This is a genomic window from Flavobacterium tructae, assembly GCF_001853485.1.
Classification (GTDB): domain Bacteria; phylum Bacteroidota; class Bacteroidia; order Flavobacteriales; family Flavobacteriaceae; genus Flavobacterium; species Flavobacterium tructae.
Genome location: NZ_MIKE01000023.1, coordinates 288,138 through 315,027, shown reverse-complemented (window position 1 = coordinate 315,027; position 26,890 = coordinate 288,138). Strand labels below are relative to the sequence as shown.

The following is a 26,890-nucleotide window of genomic DNA, read 5'->3' as shown; positions in this document are numbered from 1 at the left end:
TTGAAGGCCTTTATTTTTAGCACATTCATAATTTTAAAATATCTGCCACAGATTTCACCGATTAAAGGGATTTAATATTTTGAAAGTTTCTGCAACAGATTTGCAGATTAGAGGAGTTAATCCATAAAATCATTCGAATCTGTGGCTATAAAAAATGCACGTTATGAATTGCGATTTCGTTTTACAGTTATTTTACACTAATTGTTAATGGATTTTTAAGCTCTTCATTAAAATGATCGAGGTAATTGAACCATTGTCTGGCCGAAGTAATTTTTCCGGCTTTGTCCCAGGCTGCACCAGTATAGTAGACAAGAGGTTCATTGTTTCTGACAGTGGTTTTGGTGAGTAATTGTTCTTTGTTTACCCATATTGCATTTGCCGGAGTTGTTAATATGGAACCAACTCCGGTAGTGCCTTCTTTATCAAAAGTAGGTTCCCAATACCCCATAATACCTTGTTGTTCGTTTAAAGAAAGAACTCCGGCTTTTTCCCTTCTAATAATTCCAACAACTACTGGCAGTGGATTTTTATCATCAAACGTGTAAATATTCTCCATTCGGTTGAGCTGTGAACCGGCATCTATAGAAATGATTTTTGTGGCTTTAACGGGTATTCCACCGGCATTCCAGAGGTCATATGTCAGTTGAAAAGTGGTACGGAGAGGTCCATTGTCTAAAATTTTCCATTGGTGGTAATTACCGGAATATCGAATAGTATCTTTTACGTATGGAGCCATATTTCCTGCGCCTAAAGTGTGCCCAACATGATAATAGTCTAGTCCGTCGCCATGATCGATATGATAATCGTTGCGTTTGTAGCGATCGTTTAAGACGAGTTTATCGGTTCGTTTTACCCAAACATCATAACCGTACGCATCACCTTCTGTTTTTTCGAGAGCCTTTCCATAAGTACGAAAGGCAATTTTATCATTTTCCCAGGCAAAATCATCCAGACGTTCCGGGACATAACGTGCATAGGTTTTGACAGCAAAAGGTTCCGGTTTTCCTTTTTGAATGGAAAGATTCAGAATTGCTTTTGCTTTTACATCAATTTGTACCAGTAGATTTTGAACGGCAGTATTTCCGCGATGTTCTAACTGAAACGGAATTTGTTTTTTGGTGAGGGTATTCAACACGACAAAGTTAGCTGTGTCAATTTGCGGATAGGAGGAAAGTACCGATTTCCAGGGTATGGCTACAACCGTTTCTTTGCGGTCTATGATCGAATTATTGTGAACGGTTACTGTTGCTTTTGTTTGCGCAATTGTAGTAATCGGTGAAACTAGAATCAGTAGTAAGAGGAGTTTCATTATTTTCATAAAGGGGATTTAATTTTTAAACGTTGATTTGGGATTGTTTTTTTTCAATAAAACAGTTCCGTTAAGACATAGTTTTGGCGTTCCCGTTCTAAAATGAAAGTTTCATCTGAACGAGATTCTGATTTCTAAAATTGAAATTCGGGGTGGCTTAAAGGATTTCTAATGCAATAGCATCAGGGTTTTTAAGGTATTGTTTTTTCTTTTTGCATTTATAGTAGTTTGTGTCGTTTAAATTATTCTTTTGTATCGTCGATTTTTGCTAAGTACTCACTTGGCATACAGCCATAATGCTGTTTAAAGGCTGTTGAAAAATAAGAAGGAGAGTTGAAACCGCACATATAAGTGATTTGTGCAATCGTATAGCGTTTGCTCTGCATCAATTCGACCGCTTTTTTAAATCGGATTCGTTTGATAAAATCCATAGCCGATTCTCCGGTAATGGCTTTTAATTTTAAATACAGATTCGATCGGCTCATGCCAATTTCTCTGCTAAACTGATCCACTGAAAATTCAGAATTGGCCAAATGATCTTCAACGATGCGAATGGCCTGTTTTAGAAACTCCTCATCCAGTGTATTAAAAGCAATATTTTCCGGAACCATTTCTTTTCCAACCGCATAATATTCTTTCAGTCTTTTACGGGAGCGCAACAGATTGGTAATTTTTGCGGCGAGTAAAGGTGTCGAAAATGGTTTGGTAATATAATCATCGGCACCCATTTCGAGTCCTTTTATCTGCTGGCTGGTTTCGGTTCTTGCCGTTAAAAGCATCAACGGAATGTGCGAAGTATTAATGTTTTGTTTGACGCGTTTGCAAAAGTGTAAACCATCCAGTTCGGGCATCATTACGTCGCTGATGATCAGGTCATAAGGCTGGATTTCGAGAAGTTCCAATGCCATTTGTCCGTTATGAGCTACGGTGACCTCGTATATTTTACTGAAATAGTCCTGTAGATAATCTAAAATCTCTTTGTTGTCGTCGACGATCAAAAGCTTAATTGGTTGATTTTTTTCGATGATTTCGTTTTCTTCCGGCAGTAAAGCGTCTTCATTTTCAAGATCGTTGTCGGACAGGATTGCGAGGTCATAAGCAGATTCTTCCACATGCTGATCATTATTATAAACAGCATCTGAAATCGGAATAGTGACAGTAAAACTGCTTCCTTCCTGCATTTTACTTTCGGCAGTAATGTCACCATGATGCAATTCGACCAGACGTTTGGTAAAGGCCAAACCAACACCGGAACCCAAATTCATTTCGCGATTGTTTACCTGATAGAAACGGTCGAAAACTTTTGATAAATCTTCCGTACTAATTCCGACTCCCTTGTCAGCGACTTTTATTTGTACCGTATCTTTTTTCTGTACTAGTGTGACAGCAATACTTTGCCCGGTTTTAGTATATTTAAAAGCATTGGATAAAAGATTGAAGAGGATTTTTTCCATAGCATCTTTGTCAAAATAAAATGACAATTGTGGCTCTTCAGAATGATAGGTATAGTGAATGCTGTTTTTCTCTGAAAGCGGTTTAAAAGACTCAAAAATCTCCTGCGTGAAACTTACAATATCGCCTTTGCCTACTTTTAATTGTCGCGTGCCCATTTCGGTTTTACGAAACTCAAAAAGCTGATCGACCAAATTATAGAGTCTTTTGGCATTGATAAACATTAATTCATGTTTCTTTTTGGAAACTTTATCGGTAAACGGCATTTTTAAAAGTTCTTCCAGAGGTGCTAAGATCAGGGTTAAAGGAGTTCTTAGTTCGTGAGAAACATTGGTAAAGAAATCCATTTTAACCTGATTGATATAGTTTACGCGTTCTTTATCGATGCGTTCCAATTTTAATTGCTGAACGGCTTTTATTCTTTCTTTTATAATTTTAAAACCAATATAGGCTGCGGTACCAATGATGGCAAGTAATAACAATGAAAACCAGATGGTTTTATACCAGGGCGGAAGTATAATAACTTTTAAGTTTCGAACAGCACTCATTTCTCCGTTTGGTCCAACGGCTTTGATCTGGAAGTTGTAGTTTCCTGCAGATAAGTTGCTGTAACTTACTTTAAGCTCATCTGTTCGCTGCCAGTCTTTGTCGATTCCTTCCAGTTTGTAATAGTAATAAGTCCGATTGGAAGAAATATAATTAAACGTATTAAAGAAGATGCTGTACTGTTTGTATTCAGGTCCAATTTCTAATTCGCCGGTTTGGTCAATATGTCCTTCGAGTATGTCGGTATCATCTCCGGCAGCAACCGTTTTGTTTAGTACTTCTAAAGCTGTAAAACTTAATTTTAAAGGAAGCGGCTGCTGTTTTACAATCGTAGGATAGAAATAGGAAAGTCCTTTGATTCCGCCGAAAAGCAGCATACCATCTTTGGCTTTGCAAAAGGCATAATCGTTAAATTGTTTGTTCTGCAGACCATCACTTTCGTCAAAAGCCTGTACAGAACCTTTGTCGGGATTAAATTTGATTAAGCCACCGTTGGTCGAAATCCATAAATTTCCTTCATCGTCCGGAAGGATACCGTAAATGTTTTCTTTAACAAAATCTTTTCGGGCTTTACTATTTTTGAAGGACTCCTGAGTTTCATCGTACAACCGTAATCCTTCACGGGTACCCATCCAGATTCGGTGTTTTGGATCTTCGGTTATGCAATTTATGATATCATCGCTTAATTTGCCTCGACCGATAGTGGCAAACAGATTAGTGTCCGGATAAAAAAGCGTGACTCCATTAGTCGTTCCAATCCAGATTCGGTGTTTGCTGTCCTCAAAAAGAAAAGTAATATCATCTGATGCCAGACGTTTTCCGGCTTTGTCTAAATGAAGGTGCGTAAACGATTTGGTTTCCGGATGAAACTGGTCCAATCCTGATCGTGTACCTACCCAGATACGGCCTTTGGAGTCTTTCAATAAGCTGTAAACCAAATCGCCTGCAATTGAGTTGGGATTGTTTTCGTCATGGCGAAAACGCTGTGCAAAACCTGTATTCGGGTTGAGTACATTTAATCCACCATTGTGGGTACCAATTAATACATTCCCGTTAGCATCAAATTCGATGGCTTTGATATTGTTCGAACTTAAGCTGTTGGCGTTGTTCTCACTGTTCGAAAAATAGCTGATGGTATTGGCATTTTTGTTCCAGTAATTCAAGCCTTTGTCATTGCTTCCAATCCAGAAGTTGCCTTTTGAATCTTGTTTGATTGCGCCAATTACCTCATCATTCAAAGAAGGTTTTCCGGAGTTTTGGCTTAACAAATTGAATTTAATATCGTTTTTATGATAGTAATTTATGCCTCCGTAATACGTTCCCAGCCAGATTCCGTTTTGCTTGTCTTTAAAGAAACAACGAACAGAGTTTTGACTGATGGTGTAAGGCTGTGCTATTTGATGGTAATAATTACTGAAAGAGTTGGTTTTAGGATTAAAAATGGTGAGCCCTTTAAAAGTGCCGAGCCAGATATTTCCTTCGGTATCTTTTCCAATACATCTGATGTTATTATCTGCAATACTCTTGGTTCCGGCGGTGTGGAGCAGAGAAGAGGTCTGACCATTTTCTTCATTGTAGCAAATTAGACCTGCTCCTTCGGTGGCCACCCACAGCTTTTTACCATCGATATAAACCGCATTGATATACGGCTTTTTTGGGCCTAAATTAATTTTTGTAAGCTGATGTGAGTTGGGATTTAGTTTAAACAGACCAACATCTGTTCCCAGAATTATTTGTTTTTGCCAAACGCCGATGTAGGCAATTTTTTTGATTTCGTGCGAAGAAGCATTAAATCGGATGGATGAAAAATTCTGTTCTTCAGGGTTCAGAACAAAAACTTCTCCGGTAATCGAGGTCGCCCAAATTCTATGTGCAGGGTCTTCCGTGATCGACGAGATGTACCATTCCCCAATAGTTCGCGGAAGCTTGTAATTGGTAAAGCTGTCGGTACTGTAATTGTAAACACTAATTCCCTGATTACCGCCCACCCATAATTGCCCTTTATGATCGGTAAACAAGCTTCGGATGTAGTACGATTGCAAACTGTTTTTGACATTCTTTACGGGACGATACACTTTAAAACCTTTACTGTCATAACGATTTAGTCCGTCCTGAGTTCCTATCCAGATAAAACCCAGAGTATCCTGTTCAATAGCAAAAACGGAACTTTGCGACAAGCCTTTATCAACCGAAATCGTACGGAAGTATCGATCCTGTACCTGAGCCTGACTTTTAACGGCAAATAGTATAAGATAGAAAAGCACAGCTAGGGCAATCGTTTTCTTCATGAAAGTTTCAATTTTAATGGTTTGGTTTGTGTTTAATAGGTTATCGGTAATTTAACTCTAAATTTAAAGAAAAAGCAAACGTCCTTTTGTTTTTAATTTTTGTCGTACTTGGCTACATCCGGTAATTCGTCAACAGCTTCCTGTTTGTTTAGCTCAGTACCGTTCATTTCAAGCAATACAGAACTTCCTGCAATTTTAGGAGAAAATGTTTTACCTTCAAATGTAATGGGTAAACTTCCATAGTTGAATAATGATTTTATCCTTTTTCCGGTAACTTGTAAAGCAGCCGGTTTTTCGCCGTCTAATTGTACCTGTATGTCCCAGTCACCCACCTGAAAATGTGATAAACCACCGTTGTCTGATCCTGTTTTGATTACTTCCGTTTTGCCGTCTTTTATTTGTATGATGGTTAAATATCTGAATTTTTGTTTCGGTTCAGAAGTGATTCCGGCATGCCATTGGTCCTTAAATTCTTTGATCTGACCTTCGTCGTTGGTTACTTTATTCCAGTTGACAGCGGCTTCGTAAAATTGATGGTGTACAGCCATTTTTAGCGAACTACTAGCAAAAACACTGGCGTTTATATTTCCTAAATCTGTTTGTACCGTGAAGTTTTGCTGTTTGGCATTCGCCGAATTTTGTCCTTCGATGACATAGTACGGACAATGAAACTGAGTAGTCCATTTTACCGGGGTTTTAGCTTCCAGTTCGTCGTATAAAACAATATACCCGCCTTCAAGCTGCAGCATATGTCTGCGGTACAAGGTCACACCCGATTCTCCGTAACCGTTTGTTTTATTGGGTACTACGTTAATTTGTTTGAATCTGTTCAGCCAGAAATCACTTTTTATGTCTCCATAAGCATTGCTGGCATCTCCTAAAGCGTATTGGATGCGTTGTCCGGAAATCGCTCTCGGAATCCATCCGTAACCTTCTTCTCCAATTTTTTGGTTCAGACTGTCGGCTAAAATGGTGTTGTATGCTTTAGAAGATCTGTAATCTAAAAGATTGTGTTTGTCGCTGAAATTGCTGTAATATCCTGTTCCGCCAAAGAGGACTTTTCCTTTATAATTAATCGTAAAGGCATTTTGCGAAGCGTGACCATGTCCCGAAGAACCAAACGGACTGCTGAACAAATAACTGCTCAGGGTTGTATTGGCTTTGGTCAGATCTTCGTGCATGGCTACAACGCCTACATCGGCAAATTTTCGAGTTTTAGGGAGTTTTTCGGGCGAGGTCGCAGGTAAGTTTCTATTGGGTTTGTAGTTTAATAATCTAAAGAATAAAAAATCATCGGTGCCATGATAATAGGAAGGATAGTCTCTTTTAATTTCAGCAACATACCAGTTCAGATAAGGATCATTCATGCGGTAGGTTAAAGCATCGGCAAACCAGGCTTCGCCTTTTACGATGTATGGAATATTTTCCCACATGTCACCAATGGCAGTACTTGCCGCACCGTTTGGATGGGTGTACAGCATGTAGTACGGAAGATTTTGCATCCACGGTAATTTAAAATAATCGACCCCGCTAAAATCACCAAACATTTGAGACAGGTAAATAATGGATTTAAAGTTGACTCTGAAATAGCCGTTTCCTTCATGCCAGCCGCCATCAGTAGTGCCCAAGACCGGAAAACGTGCCGACCAGACTTCGTACATATAGGTGAGCCATTCTTTGGCTTCCGGAACATCATTAATTACGGCTACGGTTGCGATGGCAAGGTTGCGTAAGGTGATTTGCCAAACGTGATTGTCGCTTACGTGCAGCTCAAAACGATTGGGCAAATGGTCGTAAACTCTTTTGGCTCTGATCGTGATGATGTTTTTTAAGGTTTCTTTTTCCTGCGGCGTTAAAAAATCATAACCGCTATCGTAGAACCAGCCCAGGGCTTCCAGTACGGCACCACTTGTAAAATCATCTCCTGTTGCCAGGCCGTCAGGATTCATGTTGGCAAGGTTTAAAGCTCTGCGTTTGGCATCCAAAATAAAACGTTTGTCTTTGGTGAGCTGATAGGCGATGCATAAATTTCGAACAGGGTTTCCAACAGCATCTCCAAATCCGTGATACATTCTTTCTATAATAATTTTTTTCTCTAACGGATTTTTGCCTGTGGTATCAATTACTCTCTGCGGTTTTTCTGTTGGAAGAGGAGCCAGCATTAGTTTTTCTGCGAAAGCAATAAATTTTTTAGCTTCGGGATTGTCCAGATTGTTGCGGTAAAAGGCCTCGCCTATGCGGTTCATATCCCATAAAAGAGGATGTGCACCTTCGTTTCTTTTAAGGACTTCATTAATGGGAGGAGCTACCTTTTGCGCAGCATATTTGGCATCAATCACAAAATCATAAACAGGCGACCAGGTCCATTGATTGCTGCCTTTTAAGGCGTAACCGTATTTCCAATACCATTTTCCGGCTTTTAAGGCCTGATGCAAGGGGTAAACTGCCCAACGTTGTTCGGCACTGGTGAACGGGTTTTTGGTGAAGTTTTTATCGCTTGCGAGCATCACTTTGTAGCGTACATTGCCAATATTGGGATCTTCCGGAATATCGCTTCCGCTTTCCATTGGGGTTATCCTATTTTTGCCATTGGTTCCCGGCCAAAGCAGGGCAGGAGCATTGGTAGGTACCGTGATTCCGTTTACAGGATAGGGCCATTCGCGCACTCTTGAATGTAATTTTTCGGCGGTGAGTTTAATTTCGGCAGGTTGTTGTGCAAATAACTTACCGCTTAGAATCAGTAAGATGGAGAAGCTTATTTTTTTTATCATAACAATCATTACTTATTTTTTAAAATCATATTTTGCGACATCTGGTAACTCGTCGATTACTTCTTGTAGGGTCGGTTTGTTATTGGTTATTTCAACAAGCATTGAGCTTCCGCTGGTTTGGTGCTCATACGTTTTCTTTCCTAGTTTAAGGGAAGAAGTACCGTAATTAAAGGCCGAATTTAATTTTTCATTTTTAATGTCCAGCATCGGGGCTTCATCACTATTTAATTGTGCAGACAGCTGCCAGTTGCCAAAATTAAGCTGAAGGATTCCATTTTTTAATACGGCAGATTTTATGTTGTCAATAGGTTTACCATCGATTTGTATGAGGGTCAGAAAGCGCATTTTTTTACTGGATACAGAAGTTATTCCGGCATGCCACTGATTTTTATATTCGAAAACTTTTCCGTCTGCCCCGGTTACTTTGTTCCAGTTTACGGCTGTTTCGGCAAATTGATCGTGTACCTGCATTTTAAGGTCATTATGGGCAAAAACACTGGTATTGACTAAACCTACATCTGTTTTTACGGTAAAATTCTGCTGTTTATTGCTGACAGTTTTTTGGGATTCGATGGTATAATAAGGTACCTGGAATTGGCTAGTCCATTTTACAGGTTTTTCCGCTTCCAGTTCGTCGTAGATCACCACATAACCTTCTTCTAATTGCAGATAATGTCGACGATAAAGTGTAATATTTTGCTGTCCATATCCATTTGCTTCATTGGGTACGATATTAATTTTTTCAAAACGATCCAGCCAAAATTCATTGGTGACAGGACCGTAAGCTTTTGTCGCATCACCAAGCACATATTGAAGGTGTTTTCCTGTAATGAAGCGTGGTGTCCAGCCATAGCCGTCTTCGCCAATTTTCTGTCCGAGACTGTCGGCCAGGATGGTCGAATAGGCTCTAGAACTGCGATAGTCTAAAAGGTTATGACGATCACTAAAATTACTGTAATAGCCAGTACCTCCAAATATGGTTTTGCCTTTGTAGTTAATCGTAAAAGCATTTTGTGAAGCATGACCATGTCCGGAAGAACCCATAGGACAGCTAAAAAAATAACTGCTTAAATTTTTAGAGGAATCCGATAAATTTTCATGCATGGCAGTCATCCCAACATCTTGAAACCAACGTGATTTAGGAAGTTCATGAAATGACGATTCCGGCAGATTTTGCTCCGATTTGTAATTTAATAAGCGGTAAAGCAATAAGTCATCTGTTCCTGTAAAATAGTTTGGATAATCTTTTTTAATGGTTGCTACATAAGTATTCAAAAAAGGATTGTTTATTCGATACGTAAGCGCATCGGCAAACCAGGCGTCTATTTTAGCGATATTAGGCTCCTTTTCCCACATATCGCCCATGGCCATACAAGATGCTGCAGACGGATGTGTGTAAAGCAGAAAATAGGGAAGGTTTTGCATCCAGGGAAGTTGAAAATAATCGACACCACTCAAATCTCCTAATAATTGCGACAGATAAAGAAAGGACCTGAAATTGACTTTAAAATAGCCGCTGCCTTCATGCCATCCGCCATCGGTATTGCTTAAAATAGGGAATCGGGCCGACCAGACTTCATAAATATAAGTCAGCCATTTATTGGCTTCAGGCAGTTCATCGACTGTAGCAACAGCACCTATAGCCAGATTTCGTAAGGTAATCTGCCAAATGTGATTGTCGTTGATATTGATTTCAAAGCGATTGGGAAGATGACGGTAAATTCGTTCACCTCTTAATTTGATAACAGATTTTAAGAATGTTTTTTCATCCGGACTCAGAAATTCAAATCCGGCATCGTAAAACCATCCAATAGCTTCTAATAAAGCACCTCCTGTAAAATCATCTCGAGTAGCCAGACCGTCAGGATTCATGTTGGCGAGGTTTATGGCTCGACGTTTGGCATCTAAAATGAATCTTTTGTCTTTGGTCAACTGATAAGCAATACAGAGATTGCGTACAGGATTACCCACCATATCTCCAAAACCGTGGTACATGGCTTCAATGTTGATTTTTTTCTGAAGTTCAGATTTTCCGGTAGTATCAATGTAACGTCTTGGTTTTTCTTCAGGAAGTGGTTCGAGCATTAATTTTTCGGCGTAGGCTATAAATTTTTTAGCTTCCGGATTTGACAGGTTTTTCAGGTAAAATTCGTTACCTGTTTTGTTCATATTCCAAAGTCTCGGATGCTGGCCACTTACACGCTGTAATACCGTACTGGCTGCTGGTGAAACCGGATTGTTTGCGGCTGTTGCATTAACAATAAAGTTATAGGAAGGCGACCAAACCCAATTTGGTGTGTTTTTCTGACGATAGCCATACTTCCAGTACCACATTCCGGATTTCAAAGACTGGTGTAGTGGATACATGGCCCATTCCTGCTCTTCGCCGATGATTAAATTTTGTTTAAAATCAGGATCGGAAGCCAGTATTACTTTATAAACCACATCGTGAATTTTAGGATCGATCGTAAAATCATCCCCAATATCGCCTGACAATACAATTTCTTTTTCGCCATTTGTTCCCGGCCATAACAAAGCCGGTGCATTTGTATGGATGGTTACTCCATTTGCCGGATAAGGCCACTCTCTCAATCTGCTATGCAGTTTTTCAGCAGTCAGTTGAATTGACGCTGGCTGTTGGCTGTATATTTGAAATGTTATTAGAGACAGTAATAACATAAATGTTTTTCGTTGCAACATCATCTTGTTGGTTGATTTATAACCCGGATTGAAAAGGGTCTCCGTTCTTTTTGCACCATTCTTTTAAATAACGACGCAGGGCAATTAGTTCTTTTTTATAGGCCTTGTTTACTGCAAGATTGGTGATTTCTCCCGGATCTGTCGTCAGATTGAAAAGCTGCTCTTTTAAATCGCCTTTATTGTAAACGATGTACTTAAAATCTTTAGAAATTACAGCGCGTCCGCTAATGTTTAAAAGTTCTTCGTTATCGGCAAAATCGGTTTCGATAACCAAAGTATCCCGCAGGATTTCGGTTGGATTGGTTATTTTTTTACTGATGTCAATTCCTTTCAAATAGGTTGGTTTGGGTACTCCGGTGAAGCCACAAATGGTTGGAATAATGTCAGTACCATTACAAACCAGAAGATCGTCGGTGCGAGGTTTCCATTCGCCTATTTTTGAAATGATGAAAGGTATTTTAGCAGATTCTTCGTAAAGTATTTGTTTCTGATTCCAGCTATGGCCTGCATAACCGTCACCATGATCTGCTGTAAAAATAATGATCGTATTTTTTTCGATGTTGTATTTTTTCAAAGAGGCAAGCACCATTTCGATATAACCGTCTACTTTTTCAACTAAACGATTATAGGCCCAACGGTATTGACGCCATTGATCTGCAGTCCAGTTTACAGTAGGGTAGGTTCTGAAACTTACTTTTTGCTGATCACGGACAATTTTAGGTTCATAGTCGGGGATTTTCCAGTTGGTAGGCAATTGCGGACACTGAGCTGGCGGTGGTGCTTTTTCTAATACATCCATTTTTAAATCTTCATCTCGGGCCCATTCACAAATGTCATGCGGATTTAAAAAAGAAGCGACCAAAAGAAAAGGAGTGTTTTTGTTTTCTTTAATGAAGCGCGCACAAAACGAGGGTGTCGCTGCATCGTTGTAATCCTGAAAATTGGTGTTTTCAATGTATTCAAAACCGTGCTGGCTTTTTTTGGTAGTGGGAACCGGAAGGTGCCATTTGCCTACGTAGCCGGTTTTATATCCTCCGTTGTGGAAAATTTTCCCCATCATTAGTAAGTCGTCCGGCCATTGACCGTCTTTTTCAGGAGCGTTGCCCACAAAACCGGTTTCAAAAGGCATTTTCCCGCTCATGATGGCCGTACGTGAAGGGGAACATAAAGGCTGAGCACAATAGGCTTTGGTAAAACGGACTCCGTTTTGAGCGAGTTTGTCCATTGCTGGGGTATGGAGGTCTTTGTTTCCTGCAATACTCATCGCATCGGCAGTTTGCTGATCGGTCATGATGATCAGGATATTGGGGCGTGCAGTGGTTTGGGTATTGCCGGAAAAAGGAATAGCCAGTATTCCCAACAAACAAATAAATCCTATGATTTTTTGAAATATCATATCGGCCTGATTTTAATAGATTACGTTTTGCCTTTTAAATTCTTAAATGCAAAAACGAAGTTAATCATCGGGCTTCAATTGGGGTTTTGAATTTGTTCAAAATGCTATTAATTTTAGTTAAAACCTGTAATAATAGGCAATTAGTGAGGTGATTCTTAAGAATATTTGCTCGCAGAGAGGCGAAGCTGCAGAGTTTTTTGCCACAGATTAAATGGATTAAAGTGATGCGTTGTTGGTGTGGATTTGCTCGCAGAGACGTAAAGCCGTAAAGTTTTTATGCCGCAGATTAAATGGATTAGAGTGATGCGTTGTTGGTGTGGATTTTGCTCGCAGAGACGCAAAGGCGGAAAGTTTTTTGCAGTTTGTAGAAAGGCAATCCATTCACACAATCTACCAAGATCTTTGCGACTTTGTGCCTTCGCGAGCGTTTTCTTTTTAGGTAGTGCTGTATTTCAAATCTTTAAATTTTTGAAAAGCATTGGCACAGGCTCCCAGTAATCCTGCTTTGTTGCCTAAATCTGCCGCTACGATGCTGGTATGCGCAAAAGCAACGGGAATAGCAAAGGTTTTGACTCTGTGGGTTAGTTCGTCAATATAAAACTGACCTGCTTCGCTAATACCTCCTCCAATGATTACTTTTTGCGGACTGAAGATGTTGACAAAATTAACAATTCCGGCAGCCAGGTAATCAAAATGATGCTCCATGGTTTTTATCGCATGATTTTCTCCGGCAAGGTATTTATCGATGATGGTTTTGCCGTCAATATTTTCATCTGCGGCAGGATTTTGAGATTGATAATATTTGATTAAAGCGGTTACAGAAGCGTAGGTTTCCAGACAGCCTCGTCCACCGCAATTACAGGCTATACCATTTTGCTGAATTACGGTATGGCCCAGTTCGCCACCGCGATTTTTGAAACCGCTATACAAGCCTTTATTAATCATAATGGCACCGCCTATTCCGGTACCAATCGTTAGAAAAACGGCATCGGTACTGTCTTTGGCTGCTCCGTAAATTAATTCGGCAAGCCCCATTAAGTTGGCATCATTATCAATTACCACATGATGTCCGGTTAGATCCTTTAGAATTTTTCCCAAGGGCAATTGGTCAAAACCGGGTAAGTTTACACCGCCGCCAATGATCACATCATTTTCAATCAGACCCGGAAAACCAATTCCGATACCCACAATGGGTTCTTTTAACTGATCGGTACATTGTGTGATGGCATCGACCATTAAGCGGATAATCTCTTTTTCGGTACGGGCTTCTTTTAAAGAAACTATAAACGAAAATAAAATTTCTCCGAGTTCATTCACAACACCACATTTCAGTGAAGTACCACCAATGTCGATCCCAATTGCGTAGGATTTTGACAGTTGTGTATCATTTTTGGTAACCATATTGTTTTTTATTTTTAGTAGTTTTCTTTTTTGTTACAAACAATTAATGCAGAACAAAGTCCTGCATTAACGGTTATAAACTTATTCATTTCTAAATAATGTTGCATCATTTATTTTTAATAATTTGAGTTTTTCAAAATAAGTGTCATTATTTAGTGGGGTGTGCATGATTTTTAAATACTATTTGTCTAGTACTTTGGATTCTGACGTGTGATGTTTTTGTTTACGTCTGTTTCATTTTGTGGATAAGGGTACAATTCATGTTTTCCGGCCACAAAATTGGTAATTGCCGGGAAGAAATAAGTCGATCGGATTTGTTTGACCGCGGCACTTGTTTCGATCAGTTTATCTCCTAAGATTCCCCATCGGATCAAGTCGGCTCTGCGCATTCCTTCGCCCGAAAGTTCCCAGGCTCTTTCCTGCTGAACGGCTTTCAGGAAATTGTCTTTGTTCAGACCTGTTGCTAAACTCATTTCGGCTGTAGTGGGTTTGGTCAAGAGTCTTGCGGTTGCGGTTGCTCCGGTACCTTTTCCGTCTGTACTGGTAATGGTTACAGTTGGGGCAGTGGTATAACCATCACCGGAACGCAGCATTCCAATGGTATTGATTCCTCCGGCCGAAAGGGTGATTACTGCCGCCGCCGCATCAGTACCGCCGCCACCTGTGATTTGTATTAAAACATTGGCTGCATTGGTATATCCGGTTCCTTTTGTTTTTATGTCAACCGCAATTCGGCTTCCCTGTATGTCAGCACCAAAGGCTCTTTTGCGAACCTGATTGATGGCGTCGTAAGCAATAGTATTAGGGCCCTCGTTTAGTTCGTTTTCTACCTCAGCACGCATCAAAAGCAAATCGGAATAACGCATGATGACCCAATTGATGTGTGTGTAAACTCTTTCTGCAGTTGCATTGGTCTGGTATTCTCTGCTCCATTTACCAACGGTCCATCTTTCGTCCTGATTGGTGGTTAAAAGAGGAAGTTTGTTCCCCAAATTGTTGATGGAGTAGGTGGCAATTGAAAAATCCCTGCGCTGATCGGCCGCATTAAAACTATTGTAAAATGGTTTTGGAACCAAACATCTCGAAATGTTGGATGGATAGAAACCAGCTGCTGTTGCCGGACCGTTGAAGTTTCCTACCCAGGAGGCATTTCCTATGTTTCCTGACGGATTGTAGAAAGCAACCTGAAAAATATTCTCGGTAGGTTCTAATACATGCTGACACTGGTTTTTAAATACTTTAGCATAAGATGGGTTTAGCTTATACGGATTTTGAGCTATAACGTCGTTAATCTGTTGCTGTGCCAGTTTGTAATAGTCTTTGTAGTTTGAAGGACGTTTCATCGTTCCGTCTGCACCTAAAGAGTATCCTCCGGCAAATAGGGCTACTCTGGCCAGCATGGCTTTGGCTCCCCATTTGTTGATACGTTCGTCTGTAGGCAACTGTTCCGGAAGGAGAAGTGATGCTTCGGTCATGTCTTTGATGATCTGGGTATAAATTTCCTGACGGTCTACTAATGCTCCTTTCAGATTATCGCCGGATTGTGAACTTTTTGTTTTAAAAGGCACATCTCCCCATAAACGTACAAGTTCTGAATAATAGAAACCACGCAGAAATTTTGCTTCACCGAGGTAACGGTTCAACTGTTCTTTTTGGGCTGTGTTGCCGTTTGAAAAAAGTTCCATTTGTGGTATTCTTTCGATCACTACGTTGGCTCTGTCTATTCCTTCATACAATTTGCTCCAAACGGTGTAGAACATATTCGTTTGAGAAATTCCCTGATAGTGTGCTATGGTTCTCCAGTCGTCGGCACCAATTCCGGTCATTTGTTCAATATCGGTATCGGCATCAAAAACTAAGGAAATGTTCCAGCCATAACTGTCCATTGACGACATGGATTCGTAAACACCAAGGGTGGCCATATTGGCTTCGTTTGCATCAGAGAAAAAGTTAGCAGTGGTGAAATAAGAATAGGGGGTAACTTCCAGTTCTTTGTCGCAGGAATTAAGCGGTAATAAGAGGCAGGCAATACCGGCTGCTATAAGTGTTTTGCGGGAAAATATATTGTTTTTCATCTTTATAAACTTTAAATTATAGCGAAATATTTAATCCTGTGATAAACGATTTACTTCTAGGGTAAGCACTAAAATCGACTCCGCGGGTTATGGCATTGTTGAGTACGCTTACTTCAGGATCATAACCTGAATATTTGGTGAATACATACAGATTGTAAGCGGTAAAATAAATTCTCAAATTTGAGATTTTAGATTTTTTAAGCCATTCTTTTGGTAAGGTGTACCCAAGGCTGATGTTGTTGATTCTTAAAAACGAGCCATCCTCAATAATATCGCTGTACAAACGTCCGGTAGCATTTCCGTTAAAGGCAGGATTGGTTTTGCCAGCGTTAAGGGCAGTCAGTTCGGCGGGATCGGTAACACGTTGTCCTGCTGCGTTAATGGTTGTCCATCTGTCAGCATAGATCGCTACGGTGTTTAAATTGTCGAGATTAAGCCTTGAGTTGTTTAGAACGTTGGCATTATAGATATCATTTCCTACCGTAAAATCAAGAAATACACTTAAATCAATTCCTTTGTAGCTAAAGGTATTGTTAAGACCTCCTGTATATTTAGGATTGGCATCTCCAATGGCAGTTCTGTCTAAATCATTAATTACGCCATCCGGTGTACCATTAGGACCGCTGATGTCTTTAAATTTGATAAAGCCAGGCTGTGCAACGATATTGTCGCGTACTACCCCCGGTTTAAGAGTGTAGGTACTAGTTGTGGTATTATAATCAAAATCGTTTACCTGATACAATCCGTCTCTTATATAACCGTACATGACGCCCACCGGTTTTCCAACCTGCAAAATGTAGTCGTTCCGATCGGTATAACTGTTGGTGATCAACGAATTTTCGCCTTCACTCAAACTTAGTACTTTAGTTTTGTTAAAAGCAATGTTGAAAGTTGTACTCCAGTTAAAACTATTGTTTTTTACGTTTACCGTGTTCAGTGTAAATTCGATTCCGCGATTGGAGGTAGCTCCGATGTTTTGAAATTGTTTTTTAAAACCTGAACTTGCAGGTACACGGGTGTTATACAGTAAATCCTTAGAACGGTTTTCGTATAACTCTGTAGTAAGCGCGATCCTTTGCTTGAAAAAACCAATGTCAAAACCAATATTCGTCGATTTTGTAGCCTCCCATTTTAAAAAGGGATTTGGAAGATTGTTCTGAAATGCCGTGATATTCATTTGATTGTTCAAAGGATAAGAGCCAGAATTAAAAATACCCAAAGCGGCATAATTGGCAATTCTGTTATTTCCGGCTTCCCCATAACTCAAACGAAGTTTTAAGTCTGAAAATGCAGGTAATTTATCCATAAAAGGTTCTTCGATAATTCTCCAGGCTGCCGAAACAGAAGGGAAATATCCCCATTGGTTTTCTGTCCCAAATTTAGAAGACCCGTCTGCTCTTAAAGTGGCAGTCAGCAAATACTTGTTTTTGTACGAGTAGTTGGCTCTTCCAAAAAAAGATAATATTTTGTCATCTTCTGCGTAGGTTGTCGGAATTCCGGCAATGGTACCCAGTTGCAATTTATCCCACCCCAGATTAACGTCAGGAAAAGCGGTTGCCGAAGCCGTAATTCCTTCTGCATAATTGTAAATGTACTCTTGTCCGAGAGAGGCGTCAAACTTGTGTTTTTTACTGAAAGTCTTACTATACGTCAGAACGTTGTTGTAATTTAATCGGGTGCCAATATTGTGCGTCACCCCGCCATTGGCACCACCGCTTCTGATGGCTTGTATACCTCTGGAATCGTTAAAATATTTGCTCTTCATGCTGTTGTCGGTATAACTGATTAATCCGCGATAGATTAAGCTTGGCGTTATGTTGTATTGCAGCTGTAAACTCATGTTGATGGCTCTGGTAATGGCCTCTCTTTTTTGACTGTCAATGGTAATCAACGGACTCTGGAAGGTTGGAGAATCCTGATTGTCTAAGGGATCTACGGTTAAGGTTTTAAGATCTTCATCAGATCCTGTTTTTCCAATGGTAGGTCGGTATTGCAATAAATTTTGCAGCATGCTCAAACGTGCATTTCCACCATCGTTTGTTGATAATCCGGTTACTTTTTGATTGGAGTAATTTACAATTGCGGTAACCGTAACCTTTTTGCTGATCGAATTGGTTACGTTTAGTTTTGCAATATTTTTTACCGATTCGCTTCCCAGCATAATTCCCTGATCGTTATTCACCGAGTAGAAAGCATTGTATTTGGTATCATTTTCACCACCGCTGATGCTTAGTTTGTGGTATTGACTTTCCACGGCATTTCCAAAAACCTCATCCTGCCAGTTGATGCCTTGTCTGTCTTTGTAAAGGCCTTCAAGTTGATCATAAGTTCCAAAAGCACTCACAAACTTCTGCATTCTGGCATCATCAGTTGCTGATTCATAAAGTAATTGGGTGTATTGGTAAGGATTCATCACCGGAATTGTTTTGGCGATAGTCTTAATCCCGGCATAAGTATCGTAACTTAAAGTTAGTTTTCCGCCTTTTGCTTTTTTGGTTGTCACTAAAACTACCCCGTTGGCCCCTTGTGCACCATAGATAGAAGTCGAAGAGGCATCTTTTAAAACGTCGATAGATTCAATATCCATCGGATCTAAAAAGCTTAATCCTCCGGTTTGAGCTACACCGTCAACGACATACAAAGGTTCATTACTTTGAGTAATCGAAGTTCCGCCTCTAATTCTAAGAGAAGGTTCAGATCCGGGTGTACCGTCAGACATGGTAACCTGCATACCGGCAATACGGCCCTGTAATGCCTGTGCCACATTTTGAACCGGAATTTTAGCGAGTTCCTGTCCCTTAACGGAAGAGATAGCTCCCGTAAGATCTTTTCTCGCTTTGGTTCCGTAGCCTACTACAACTACCTCATCCAGATTATTGGCGTCATCGAGTAATTTAGTATTGATAAGCGTTCTGTTTTTAACAGGTTCTTCTTTAGTTTTAGTTCCGATGAACGAAAAAACCAAAATAGCATTTGGTTTTACCTTAATTTGATAATCACCGTCCATAGCAGTAACAGTGGTATTTTTGGTTCCTTTTTCAGAAACAGTTGCTCCCGGCATAGGCATATTCTGAGCATCGGTTACCACACCTTTTACGGTAATAATATCCTGCCCGTACATCACTTTGCAGGTGGTAAGCAGCAAAAATAAAAATAGAGTCCTTTTCATAATTTTTTTTAAACCGGAATAAGGGTAACCTTACTTCCTAAATTGATGTTGTATAAGTTGATATCTGGTCTTGCTGGATAATTAGAAATCACTCTTCTGAATCATTTATCTTCTTATTATTGCTTGACCGAAATTCCGAATTACTGTTGTAATAAGTTTGAGATCGACTGCCGTTTGATACTATTGTTTAACCAATCGCTTCATTATTTTTAATGGACGAAAATTATAACAATTTATTAACTGAGGAAATTCGCAGAGGAATTTTCCGCCTGACAATTAAAAATGGATTCTGTAGTTGCTGGTTCATTTTTTTGGAATTGGTCATGTTTTTTTGATTTAATAAAAACAAATATATAAATCGACTATAGAGGACAGTTTTGAAAATGTCCAAATTGCTATTGATTTTGATTAATTGTGCTTTTAAAACTCTTTAAAATCCTTGTGTAATCAGGGTTTTATGGCGTTTTTGAGATTTTGTTTTCAGTATAAAAGTGTTGTTTTTACTGCACTGTTCCGTGATCATTTGTGTTGGGCAAAAGTTAAATTAAATGGAATAGCAGGTTAACGAAAACGATGTAATTTTTACAGAATGTAGGAGGGAAGTAAAGTAGTTTGCTTTCTCTTTTTCAGATAAAACTGATAAAAGTATTGCGAGCATTTATTTTTTGAATAGGAATTGGACGATAGATTCATCGTTATTTAGAAATTGATGGGGAATTTAATCGGAAGCTTTATTTGTTTGTGAAATAGATGCCGCTCCTCTGGAGCTTTACCTGTCGTGCGATTATAAAATTGATATAAATATTTTACTTCTGTGGAACTGTTTTTTCAGGTTAGATTAATGGAGGTGCATTTAAAATAAAGTCCCAGAGGGATTTCATATTTATAAAAAAAAACAATGTCTCATAGGTTAGAACTCCAGCGGGCCGGTAATTTTTATATGTGCCATTCCTACGGAATTCAAATGTTGTGTTCCTTTTACATTCAACGGATTAAAATCCATTGCTACAATATGAGTCGTTTCTTCTGAACTATTGAAAAAGAGCCTTTGGCTCGGTCTATTTTGTAGGGATGGATTTTAATCCATTTAAAAATAATTTCGCACCGAATATTTGAATTCCGTAGGAATGGCACATATTATCCGGTAATCATGGTGTCAAAACATAAAGCCCCGGAGGGGCTTCATATTTGTAGAAAACAGTATCCCCAACGCTAGAACCCCACCGGGGTGGCAGATTATGACGGATGAAATAGGAATGAAAAAACAGATAAAAAAGTGGGGAAGAAGGAATTATCCAGTAATTAGTAGGTCCCAAAAAAAGGCGCCTAAAATTTAGACGCCTTTACAATACATAATATTTTGAAAGGAATTAGAAAAGCTTAATCATTCAGATTTGTTTTTACCTCACTTTTTTTACCATCAATTTGTAAACTCAAATCAATAATTCCTTTTTCGAAATCATTAGCCTTATTCATCTTAATACTGATCTCCGGAGCTTTAGTTCCATCATATGGATAAACTACCGTAATAAAACTTTGTGCTGCAGCAGTAGTTTTCGGCTTTTCAAAAACAAAAGTAGGGCGTGCAATTTCTTTGGCGTACTGATAGGAAACTTTACCGTCTTCTTCATTTAATGTCACTTTATCGGTATTTAAAGATTGTATCAAAAGATTGTTGCCATCTTCGTAAGTGGTTGTAATGCTATTGTTCGTTTTATTGAAAACCGGTTTGCTGTCTTCTTTTAATTGAAAGTGAACTCCTAAGTTTCCGGTAGCTTTCCCAATTGCTTTATCAAGAATTATAAAGTACTTCTGATCTATAAAAAGAATGGTACGCTGATGATTTAAGTCAGAATAACTAGGATTGGTATAGGTCAATTGGTCTAAGTTTTTAGAGGTACTCCATTTGTTTTCTTTGGCTTTGGTAATGATCATGTTCTGATTGTCAAGTGTCAACGTGCTGTGTACTCTGGTTTGACGGTACCAATTTCTCATTTTGGTTACCTCAGCATCACCACTGTAAATGTAGCAGCCTGTATCTGGTGTAAAATTGCGTCCTTTTACCCAAAGTTCAAATGTACCATTGTCCGGCTGTGCATGGAATTCGGCCGGAGGACCCGCTTTAACAATCATGACGGTTGATTTATCGTTCCATCCGTTTCTAAAAGCATAAAAACCTCCGTCTGATAAGCCATGGGATTCATAATTAGGTAATTGTCCTTCAGCACCAGTCGTGCCTAAATATTTCAAGAGCCCGTTTTCAGGAAACATTTTTGACCAGTTTAGAAATTGTTTTATTCTGCCATTTTTATCAAAAGTCCAGGAGTCGCCAAACATCGGTGTACTGTAATCCGGAAAAGAAATATTGGCTGTTGCGACCATCATTTTTTCGATTGTTTTGGAGTAGGTTTCCGGAAATTCTTTTGCTACACCCGCCATTTTAGCCGAGTTGTAGGCTTTTAAAAAGATTTCGATACAGGCAACATGATAAATCGGTGAAAGTTCCCATTGTACACCGTCAGGGAGTACTTGTAGTTTTATTTCGCGATTGAGTATTTCGATGCCGCTTTTACGCCATTCTTCTGCTGCTTTGAGTTCCGGAAAAAAGGCTCCTGCACTCAGGATACGTTGTGCTTCAAACAATAAATGATTGCCTTCTTTGCTGTAATTCTTAGGAATATAAGCCGTCTGTTTCGAAAAACTGTTTAAGAATTCCATCAAAAAAGCGGGTGTGAAATTCGATGAAACTACAAACAGGTTGAAGGTTCCCGGAAGGCTCTGTATACGCTCTGATACTTCTAACGGACGCCAGGCAAATTGGTCATTTTCTTTCGAACGCCCTAAAACGTTTTTTCTCTCCCAATCACGAAATTGGGAAACCCATTCTTTGGCATATTTTTCATCGCCGCTGCTTCTGTAGGCCATTCCCATAGGTTGCCACCAGGTTACACGATGCAGCTGCCAGCGTACTTCATTGTCTTTTACAGGCCAATAATCCCAGTTAATATCGGTTCCATAATCAAAATAACCGTAGCCTTTATGAGGCTGAAACTGATGCAACAAAGCATTATCGGCTTTTAACTGATTGGCTTTTCCGATATCTTTTCCTCTAAATCGGGTTTCATCGCCCACATTAAAATCAGGGTTTTTGATTTTTCTTCGCTCGCGGTAATAATTGAGCAACGCTCTTGCAGCTTAGTCATATTTACCGGAAGTAAAAAGCTGGTTTACATTCTCTAAACCCGGATAGTGAAGGTTGACAACATCAAAACTTTCTTTTGTCAGTTGTTTTTCCTGCGCATGAGTAAAATAAGCGGTGGTAAATAGGAGGAGTAAGGTTATTGTTTTTTTAAGGTTTTTCATTAGTATGTAGTTATTGTTTTTTAAAATTTAGTTGATTGTTTATCGTTTTATTAATTTGACGGTTTTCTTTTGTTTGCCCTGACGTATTTCGGCAAAGTATATTCCGGGAGTCCAGTCACTGCCCAGAACGATGGTTTGCCCATAGTCTGATTTTAGGATGTTGACACGTTTTCCTAAAGTGTCGAACACATTTACAAAAATAGTCTCTCCGGCTTCACCTGTAACATTGATTTTAAAATCGGATTGGGAAGGGTTGGGAGCAACAATTACGGTTAAATCTTTAGAAGCTTGCTCCGTCGGATCATGAATACCCAATGTGGATGATTTCACGAGTTCAGTTTGAATTGTAAGTCCATTAATGGTAGCAAAAGTAACTTCTGTATTAGCGCCATTGATAGAGGTGGTTATATTGGAAGCTGGTGCGGCCAATTCCCACTGACCCGCCAACGTTAATTTTACAGGATCTGCTTGTGCCACTCTGTTTAAAATGGAGTTCTGGCTGCTAATCTGGCTCCAAGTGTAGGTTTCATTAGAAGCCAGCAACCCTAAGTTTGGATTGGTCAGACTGACTTTTAATCGGTTTCCATTGTCTGTTTTTTGCGTCATCACAGCCGCCGGTTTGTTTACACTTACCACTACATCATAAGTAAATACGGTTGATGGAGTAAAAATAACATAACCAAATATGGCATCCGGCAGGTATTGTACAATATGTGCCTGACTGTTTTGATGGTAAATTTTAAAGTAAGAAGTAAAATTAGCAGCCAGTCGTTGTGTAGCGGTCTGTCCGCCCTGTAGTACAACCGCGTATTGAAATTTGGCTGAAACAGGGGCGGTACCATGATTGATATAGGCACTAGTAAAATTACCAGAAGTAGTAGCGGTATTGCTGTTGTTGCGGGAATTTTGCTCCAATCGGTTAACGGTTATCGCATCGGTATTACTTGAATTTCCGGGAACTACGTAGCCATTGCCTAAAGCATCTGTCGCCCAGAAGGCTCCAGTTTGGGTAAGTGTATAAGTATTGCCTGTAGTAGCCGTACCGTTAACATAAGTTGCGGTTGTTGTATTGGCCAGTGCTGTTTGAAACAAAGTGGTATGAATAGGGTAGGTTCCGTTGGTATCTTTGATATTAGAACCCAGGCAGAGAATCATATTTTTGAAGAAAAAATTAGACTTCAAAGCCGTCATTCCGGTAGCCGAATTATAATCTTTATAGTCCATACCAAAAATACCATTATGGTCTAAAGAGCCTACTGCCAGAAATGATTTTCCGTTCATCTCCCTCATAGTCCCCGTTTCAAGGATGTTTAGCGGAAGATAAGCAACTGTTGTTCCGGGAAGATGTGACCAATCCCAGCCATTTTCGGAATAACCATTTGAAGCTCGGGTCACAGGAGCACCGGTGGTCAGTAAATCCATAGCGCCTGCAGAGGTGTATCTGCCAAAAACATTTTCTGTGGCCGAATCTTCGAAATGCCAGATGTGTTTACTGGTTCCTTTTATGCTTGCCTGAAAGCCATTGTATTTGTGAACGCTCAATCCGGCAAAAGGAAAATTAAATTGTCCTTGGGTTATTTCAGGAAGCGGACTAAGTCCTGCATTTAAAGTTTGCAGCAGATCCATTAAACTGCCAGGTGTATGAACCAGTGTGATCGATAGAGCATTCTGTCTCAGTAAATTTGTATTAGCGGTTGCAGAAAGATTCCAAAGGCGGACAAATTCTCTCCCTGCTTCCAGATTGGCTACAGGATCGGCTACATATAAAAATGCCAGTGCAGGTCGTAAGTCGTTTAGCGCATCAGTGTTGGTGAAGAATCTTCCGGCGAGTCCTAAAGGCATTTCAAAACCTTTACTGAATTTACTGTAGTTTAAAATGGCATTTTTGAGATTGCTTTGTGCTTCGACATTTAATTCATAGGAGGTGTTTTTAAGCATCATATTCATAATCGAAGATTGTTGCAGCGCTTCTACTCCGTAGGAATTCGAATAAGGACCTCGGTGATGATAGGTAATAAAATCAGGCTTAATACAATCGTTCCAGCCGTTGCTTATTTTGAGAGCATTGTCAATAAAGCGTTTCAGGAAATCCATATCGGTCACTTTTGTAGTTGAAGCATCGTCCTGAGCGAGTACATAACAAAATCGCTGCTGAATGGAAGAACGGATAACGTCAGAATTGAAACCGGGATTGGTGAAATTGAAATTAGGATAATCCGGAGAAATAAAAGCCGTTAAGCTTTTTAGTGCTCCGAGATGATGTGTAAATTCTCCGGCAGCAACTAATTCGTCTTTCATCAAAAAAACGGAAGTTGCATATCCTGAGGAGCGCAAACATATCCCATGACCACTGGTAATCACTTCTTCGGTGGCAGGAATGGAGAGATAAGCAAAATTAGTAGTACTACTGATGCCTTTAGCTTTCATATAGTTGAAAAGTGCCAAAATAGAATCTCGCAGTGCAGGACTGTGATAATCGGGATTAGGACTGGCAGCTGACCCTTTTAATTGGTACAAAAAGACTAAGCGGATTAGTTTTTGCTCGACCAGAACCTGATACGCAGTCTGATCGGCACTGATGGTAAAATTCCATGCCGGACCAGGATTGGCAAAATCGTATGCCGAGAGGTTTTTAGCAGCTATACCATTGCTCAGAAAACGGCTGTATCTTTCGTTGACTTCTGTTTTAGAATAATCGAGATTCTCCCCTGTGAGCCAGTTTCGATATTTGACGGCAATCTCGTTTACAACACTCATCTGAGCGTACGAAAAGTTAAAAACGAAGGCTATTAGCCCGACGGATAAAAGTATTTTTTTGTGCATAAGAGTGGTTATTAATAGATTAGTGGTTAGTAATTTATTGTATTCTTAGCAACTAACCCGCAAGACTTCCAACGGTTAGAATCGGAGGTTTTGCGGGCTTGTAATGAAGTTATTTTTATCAGAAATTATTTTAAGGAAATACCGCCAGAACTCTTTTTCGGCAAACTGTTAATTGTTCGGTGGAGTATTTTTTTGTAATTTCTAAAGTAAAGAACTTCCTGTTTTATTTCCTTTCGCAGACAGATTTTTGCACGAACGGTCTACTTTTAAATTTCTATTTTTTTGAGAGATGCGTATCTTTTCAAAGCTTCGAGATAATAATAATCGGCATAGTCAAGTGGTGTATCAATTTCTGAATTGTATAAAAAGGCACCCACGCTGTGTTTCAGTAAAAAATAATTGTTTTCACCCGGTTTTGCGAGATAAGCATCAGACGATAAAGATTTTAGAATGGCTTCGGCATAGTTGGCATATTTTTTTCCATCCTTAACCTGAGTACTTAAATCAAGCAATGCTGAGGCGATTACAGCTGCTGCCGAAGCATCTCTTGGAGCAAGTTCAGCAGTGTCCATGGCGTTGTGCACATCAAAATCCCAAACCGGTATTTTGTCTTTTGGCATACGCGGATGATTCATTATAAAGGCAGCAATATTTTCGGCCTGTTGTAAAAATTTTGGTTTTTTGGTATTGGCATAACACATCGTATATCCGTACAATCCCCAAGCCTGACCTCGCGCCCAGGCCGAATCGTCAGTAACACCTTGATGCGTTCCTTTTCGTAATACTTTGCCTGTTTTCGGATCATAATCAACCAAATGGTAGGAACTGAAATCTTTTCTAAAATGGTTTTTTATAGTCGTCAGCGCGTGCGTATTGGCAGCGGTGGCATATTCAGGTTTGTTAAACGCATTGGCACTCCAATACAAATATTCAAGGTTCATCATATTATCGATAATCACCGGATAATGCAACCACTCGAAATCCCAGGAACGAATAGCTCCAACTGTTGGACTAAATCGGGCATAAAGATTTGCTGCTCCGTCAGCCAGTGCCGGAAGATAAGTTTTGTCTCCCGTAATTCTGTAAGCATTTCCATAAGAACAGTAGAGCATAAAACCTACATCATGTGTGTTTTTTATATTTCGGATGGAATCTAAAGCAAGCGTAAACTTTTTAGCCTCATCCGCCAGAGCTTTATCCCCGGTGAGTTCATAGCCATACCACAAACTTCCCGGAAAAAAACCGGTAGTCCAGTCTGTTAAACCGGCCAATCTCACCGTTCCGTCAGGATTTACAGAACGCGGATTTTTCCCCGGTTTATAAGTCTGTGCCGCTTTGTTTAGCTGGAAGCGAATGGTTTCGGTTGTTTTTTTAAACCAAACTAAAGATGGATCTTCAGGTTTGAGATTGGCAAAGGAGTTTATGGTAATAGCAAAGACTGCTACTAATAAGCCTAGGTTTTTTTTCATTGTGTACTCTTTTAGATTTATGATCTGTTTGTTCTAATGCTTTGATGAAGCGAAGTTAGATTTGAGATTCAAAATCGTCTTTCAGTTTTTATCATAAAACTTTCAAATTTGTGTAAAGAGTCTGTTTT

General features: G+C 39.6%; 12 protein-coding genes. All 12 read right to left on the bottom strand.

Going from position 1 to position 26,890, the window contains the following annotated elements; translation table 11 throughout:
* Nucleotides 1-187: 187 nt before the first annotated feature.
* The gene (locus tag BHE19_RS12250; RefSeq protein ID WP_070907359.1) at nucleotides 188-1,318 is read right to left on the bottom strand and encodes a DUF4861 family protein; all 1,131 of its coding nucleotides are present in this window, start codon (nucleotides 1,316-1,318) and stop codon (nucleotides 188-190) included.
* Nucleotides 1,319-1,551: 233 nt separating this feature from the next.
* Nucleotides 1,552-5,595: a hybrid sensor histidine kinase/response regulator transcription factor gene (locus BHE19_RS12245; protein WP_070907358.1), complete on the bottom strand. Its 4,044-nt coding sequence runs from the start codon at nucleotides 5,593-5,595 to the stop codon at nucleotides 1,552-1,554.
* A gap of 92 nt (nucleotides 5,596-5,687) precedes the next feature.
* The gene (locus BHE19_RS12240; RefSeq protein WP_070907357.1) at nucleotides 5,688-8,366 is read right to left on the bottom strand and encodes a DUF4962 domain-containing protein; all 2,679 of its coding nucleotides are present in this window, start codon (nucleotides 8,364-8,366) and stop codon (nucleotides 5,688-5,690) included.
* A 12-nt stretch (nucleotides 8,367-8,378) separates the two neighbouring features.
* Nucleotides 8,379-11,045, bottom strand: coding sequence for a DUF4962 domain-containing protein (locus BHE19_RS12235; RefSeq protein WP_207544122.1), 2,667 nt, complete (start codon nucleotides 11,043-11,045; stop codon nucleotides 8,379-8,381).
* Nucleotides 11,046-11,082: 37 nt separating this feature from the next.
* Entirely contained in the window at nucleotides 11,083-12,462 is a 1,380-nt protein-coding gene (locus BHE19_RS12230) for a sulfatase family protein (protein ID WP_070907355.1), read from the bottom strand.
* Between the two features lie 435 nt (nucleotides 12,463-12,897).
* Entirely contained in the window at nucleotides 12,898-13,863 is a 966-nt protein-coding gene (locus BHE19_RS12225; RefSeq protein ID WP_083342532.1) for an ROK family protein, read from the bottom strand.
* A gap of 188 nt (nucleotides 13,864-14,051) precedes the next feature.
* Nucleotides 14,052-15,938 carry a RagB/SusD family nutrient uptake outer membrane protein gene (locus BHE19_RS12220; protein ID WP_070907354.1) on the bottom strand — a complete coding sequence of 629 codons (1,887 nt, stop codon included), beginning with the start codon at nucleotides 15,936-15,938 and terminating at the stop codon, nucleotides 14,052-14,054.
* A gap of 16 nt (nucleotides 15,939-15,954) precedes the next feature.
* Entirely contained in the window at nucleotides 15,955-19,107 is a 3,153-nt protein-coding gene (locus BHE19_RS12215) for a SusC/RagA family TonB-linked outer membrane protein (RefSeq protein ID WP_070907353.1), read from the bottom strand.
* Nucleotides 19,108-20,487: 1,380 nt separating this feature from the next.
* Complete coding sequence (gene hepC / locus BHE19_RS12210; protein WP_207544121.1) at nucleotides 20,488-22,290, bottom strand: heparin-sulfate lyase HepC; 1,803 nt, start codon at nucleotides 22,288-22,290, stop codon at nucleotides 20,488-20,490.
* Between the two features lie 12 nt (nucleotides 22,291-22,302).
* The gene (locus tag BHE19_RS22900) at nucleotides 22,303-22,470 is read right to left on the bottom strand and encodes a hypothetical protein (RefSeq protein ID WP_207544120.1); all 168 of its coding nucleotides are present in this window, start codon (nucleotides 22,468-22,470) and stop codon (nucleotides 22,303-22,305) included.
* A gap of 39 nt (nucleotides 22,471-22,509) precedes the next feature.
* Nucleotides 22,510-25,293 (bottom strand): polysaccharide lyase family 8 super-sandwich domain-containing protein, encoded by a 2,784-nt coding sequence (locus BHE19_RS12205; RefSeq protein ID WP_070907352.1) that lies wholly within the window; start codon nucleotides 25,291-25,293, stop codon nucleotides 22,510-22,512.
* 266 nt (nucleotides 25,294-25,559) lie between these two features.
* On the bottom strand, nucleotides 25,560-26,762 hold the full coding sequence (locus BHE19_RS12200) for a glycoside hydrolase family 88 protein (protein WP_070907351.1): 1,203 nt from the start codon (nucleotides 26,760-26,762) through the stop codon (nucleotides 25,560-25,562).
* Nucleotides 26,763-26,890 lie beyond the last annotated feature (128 nt).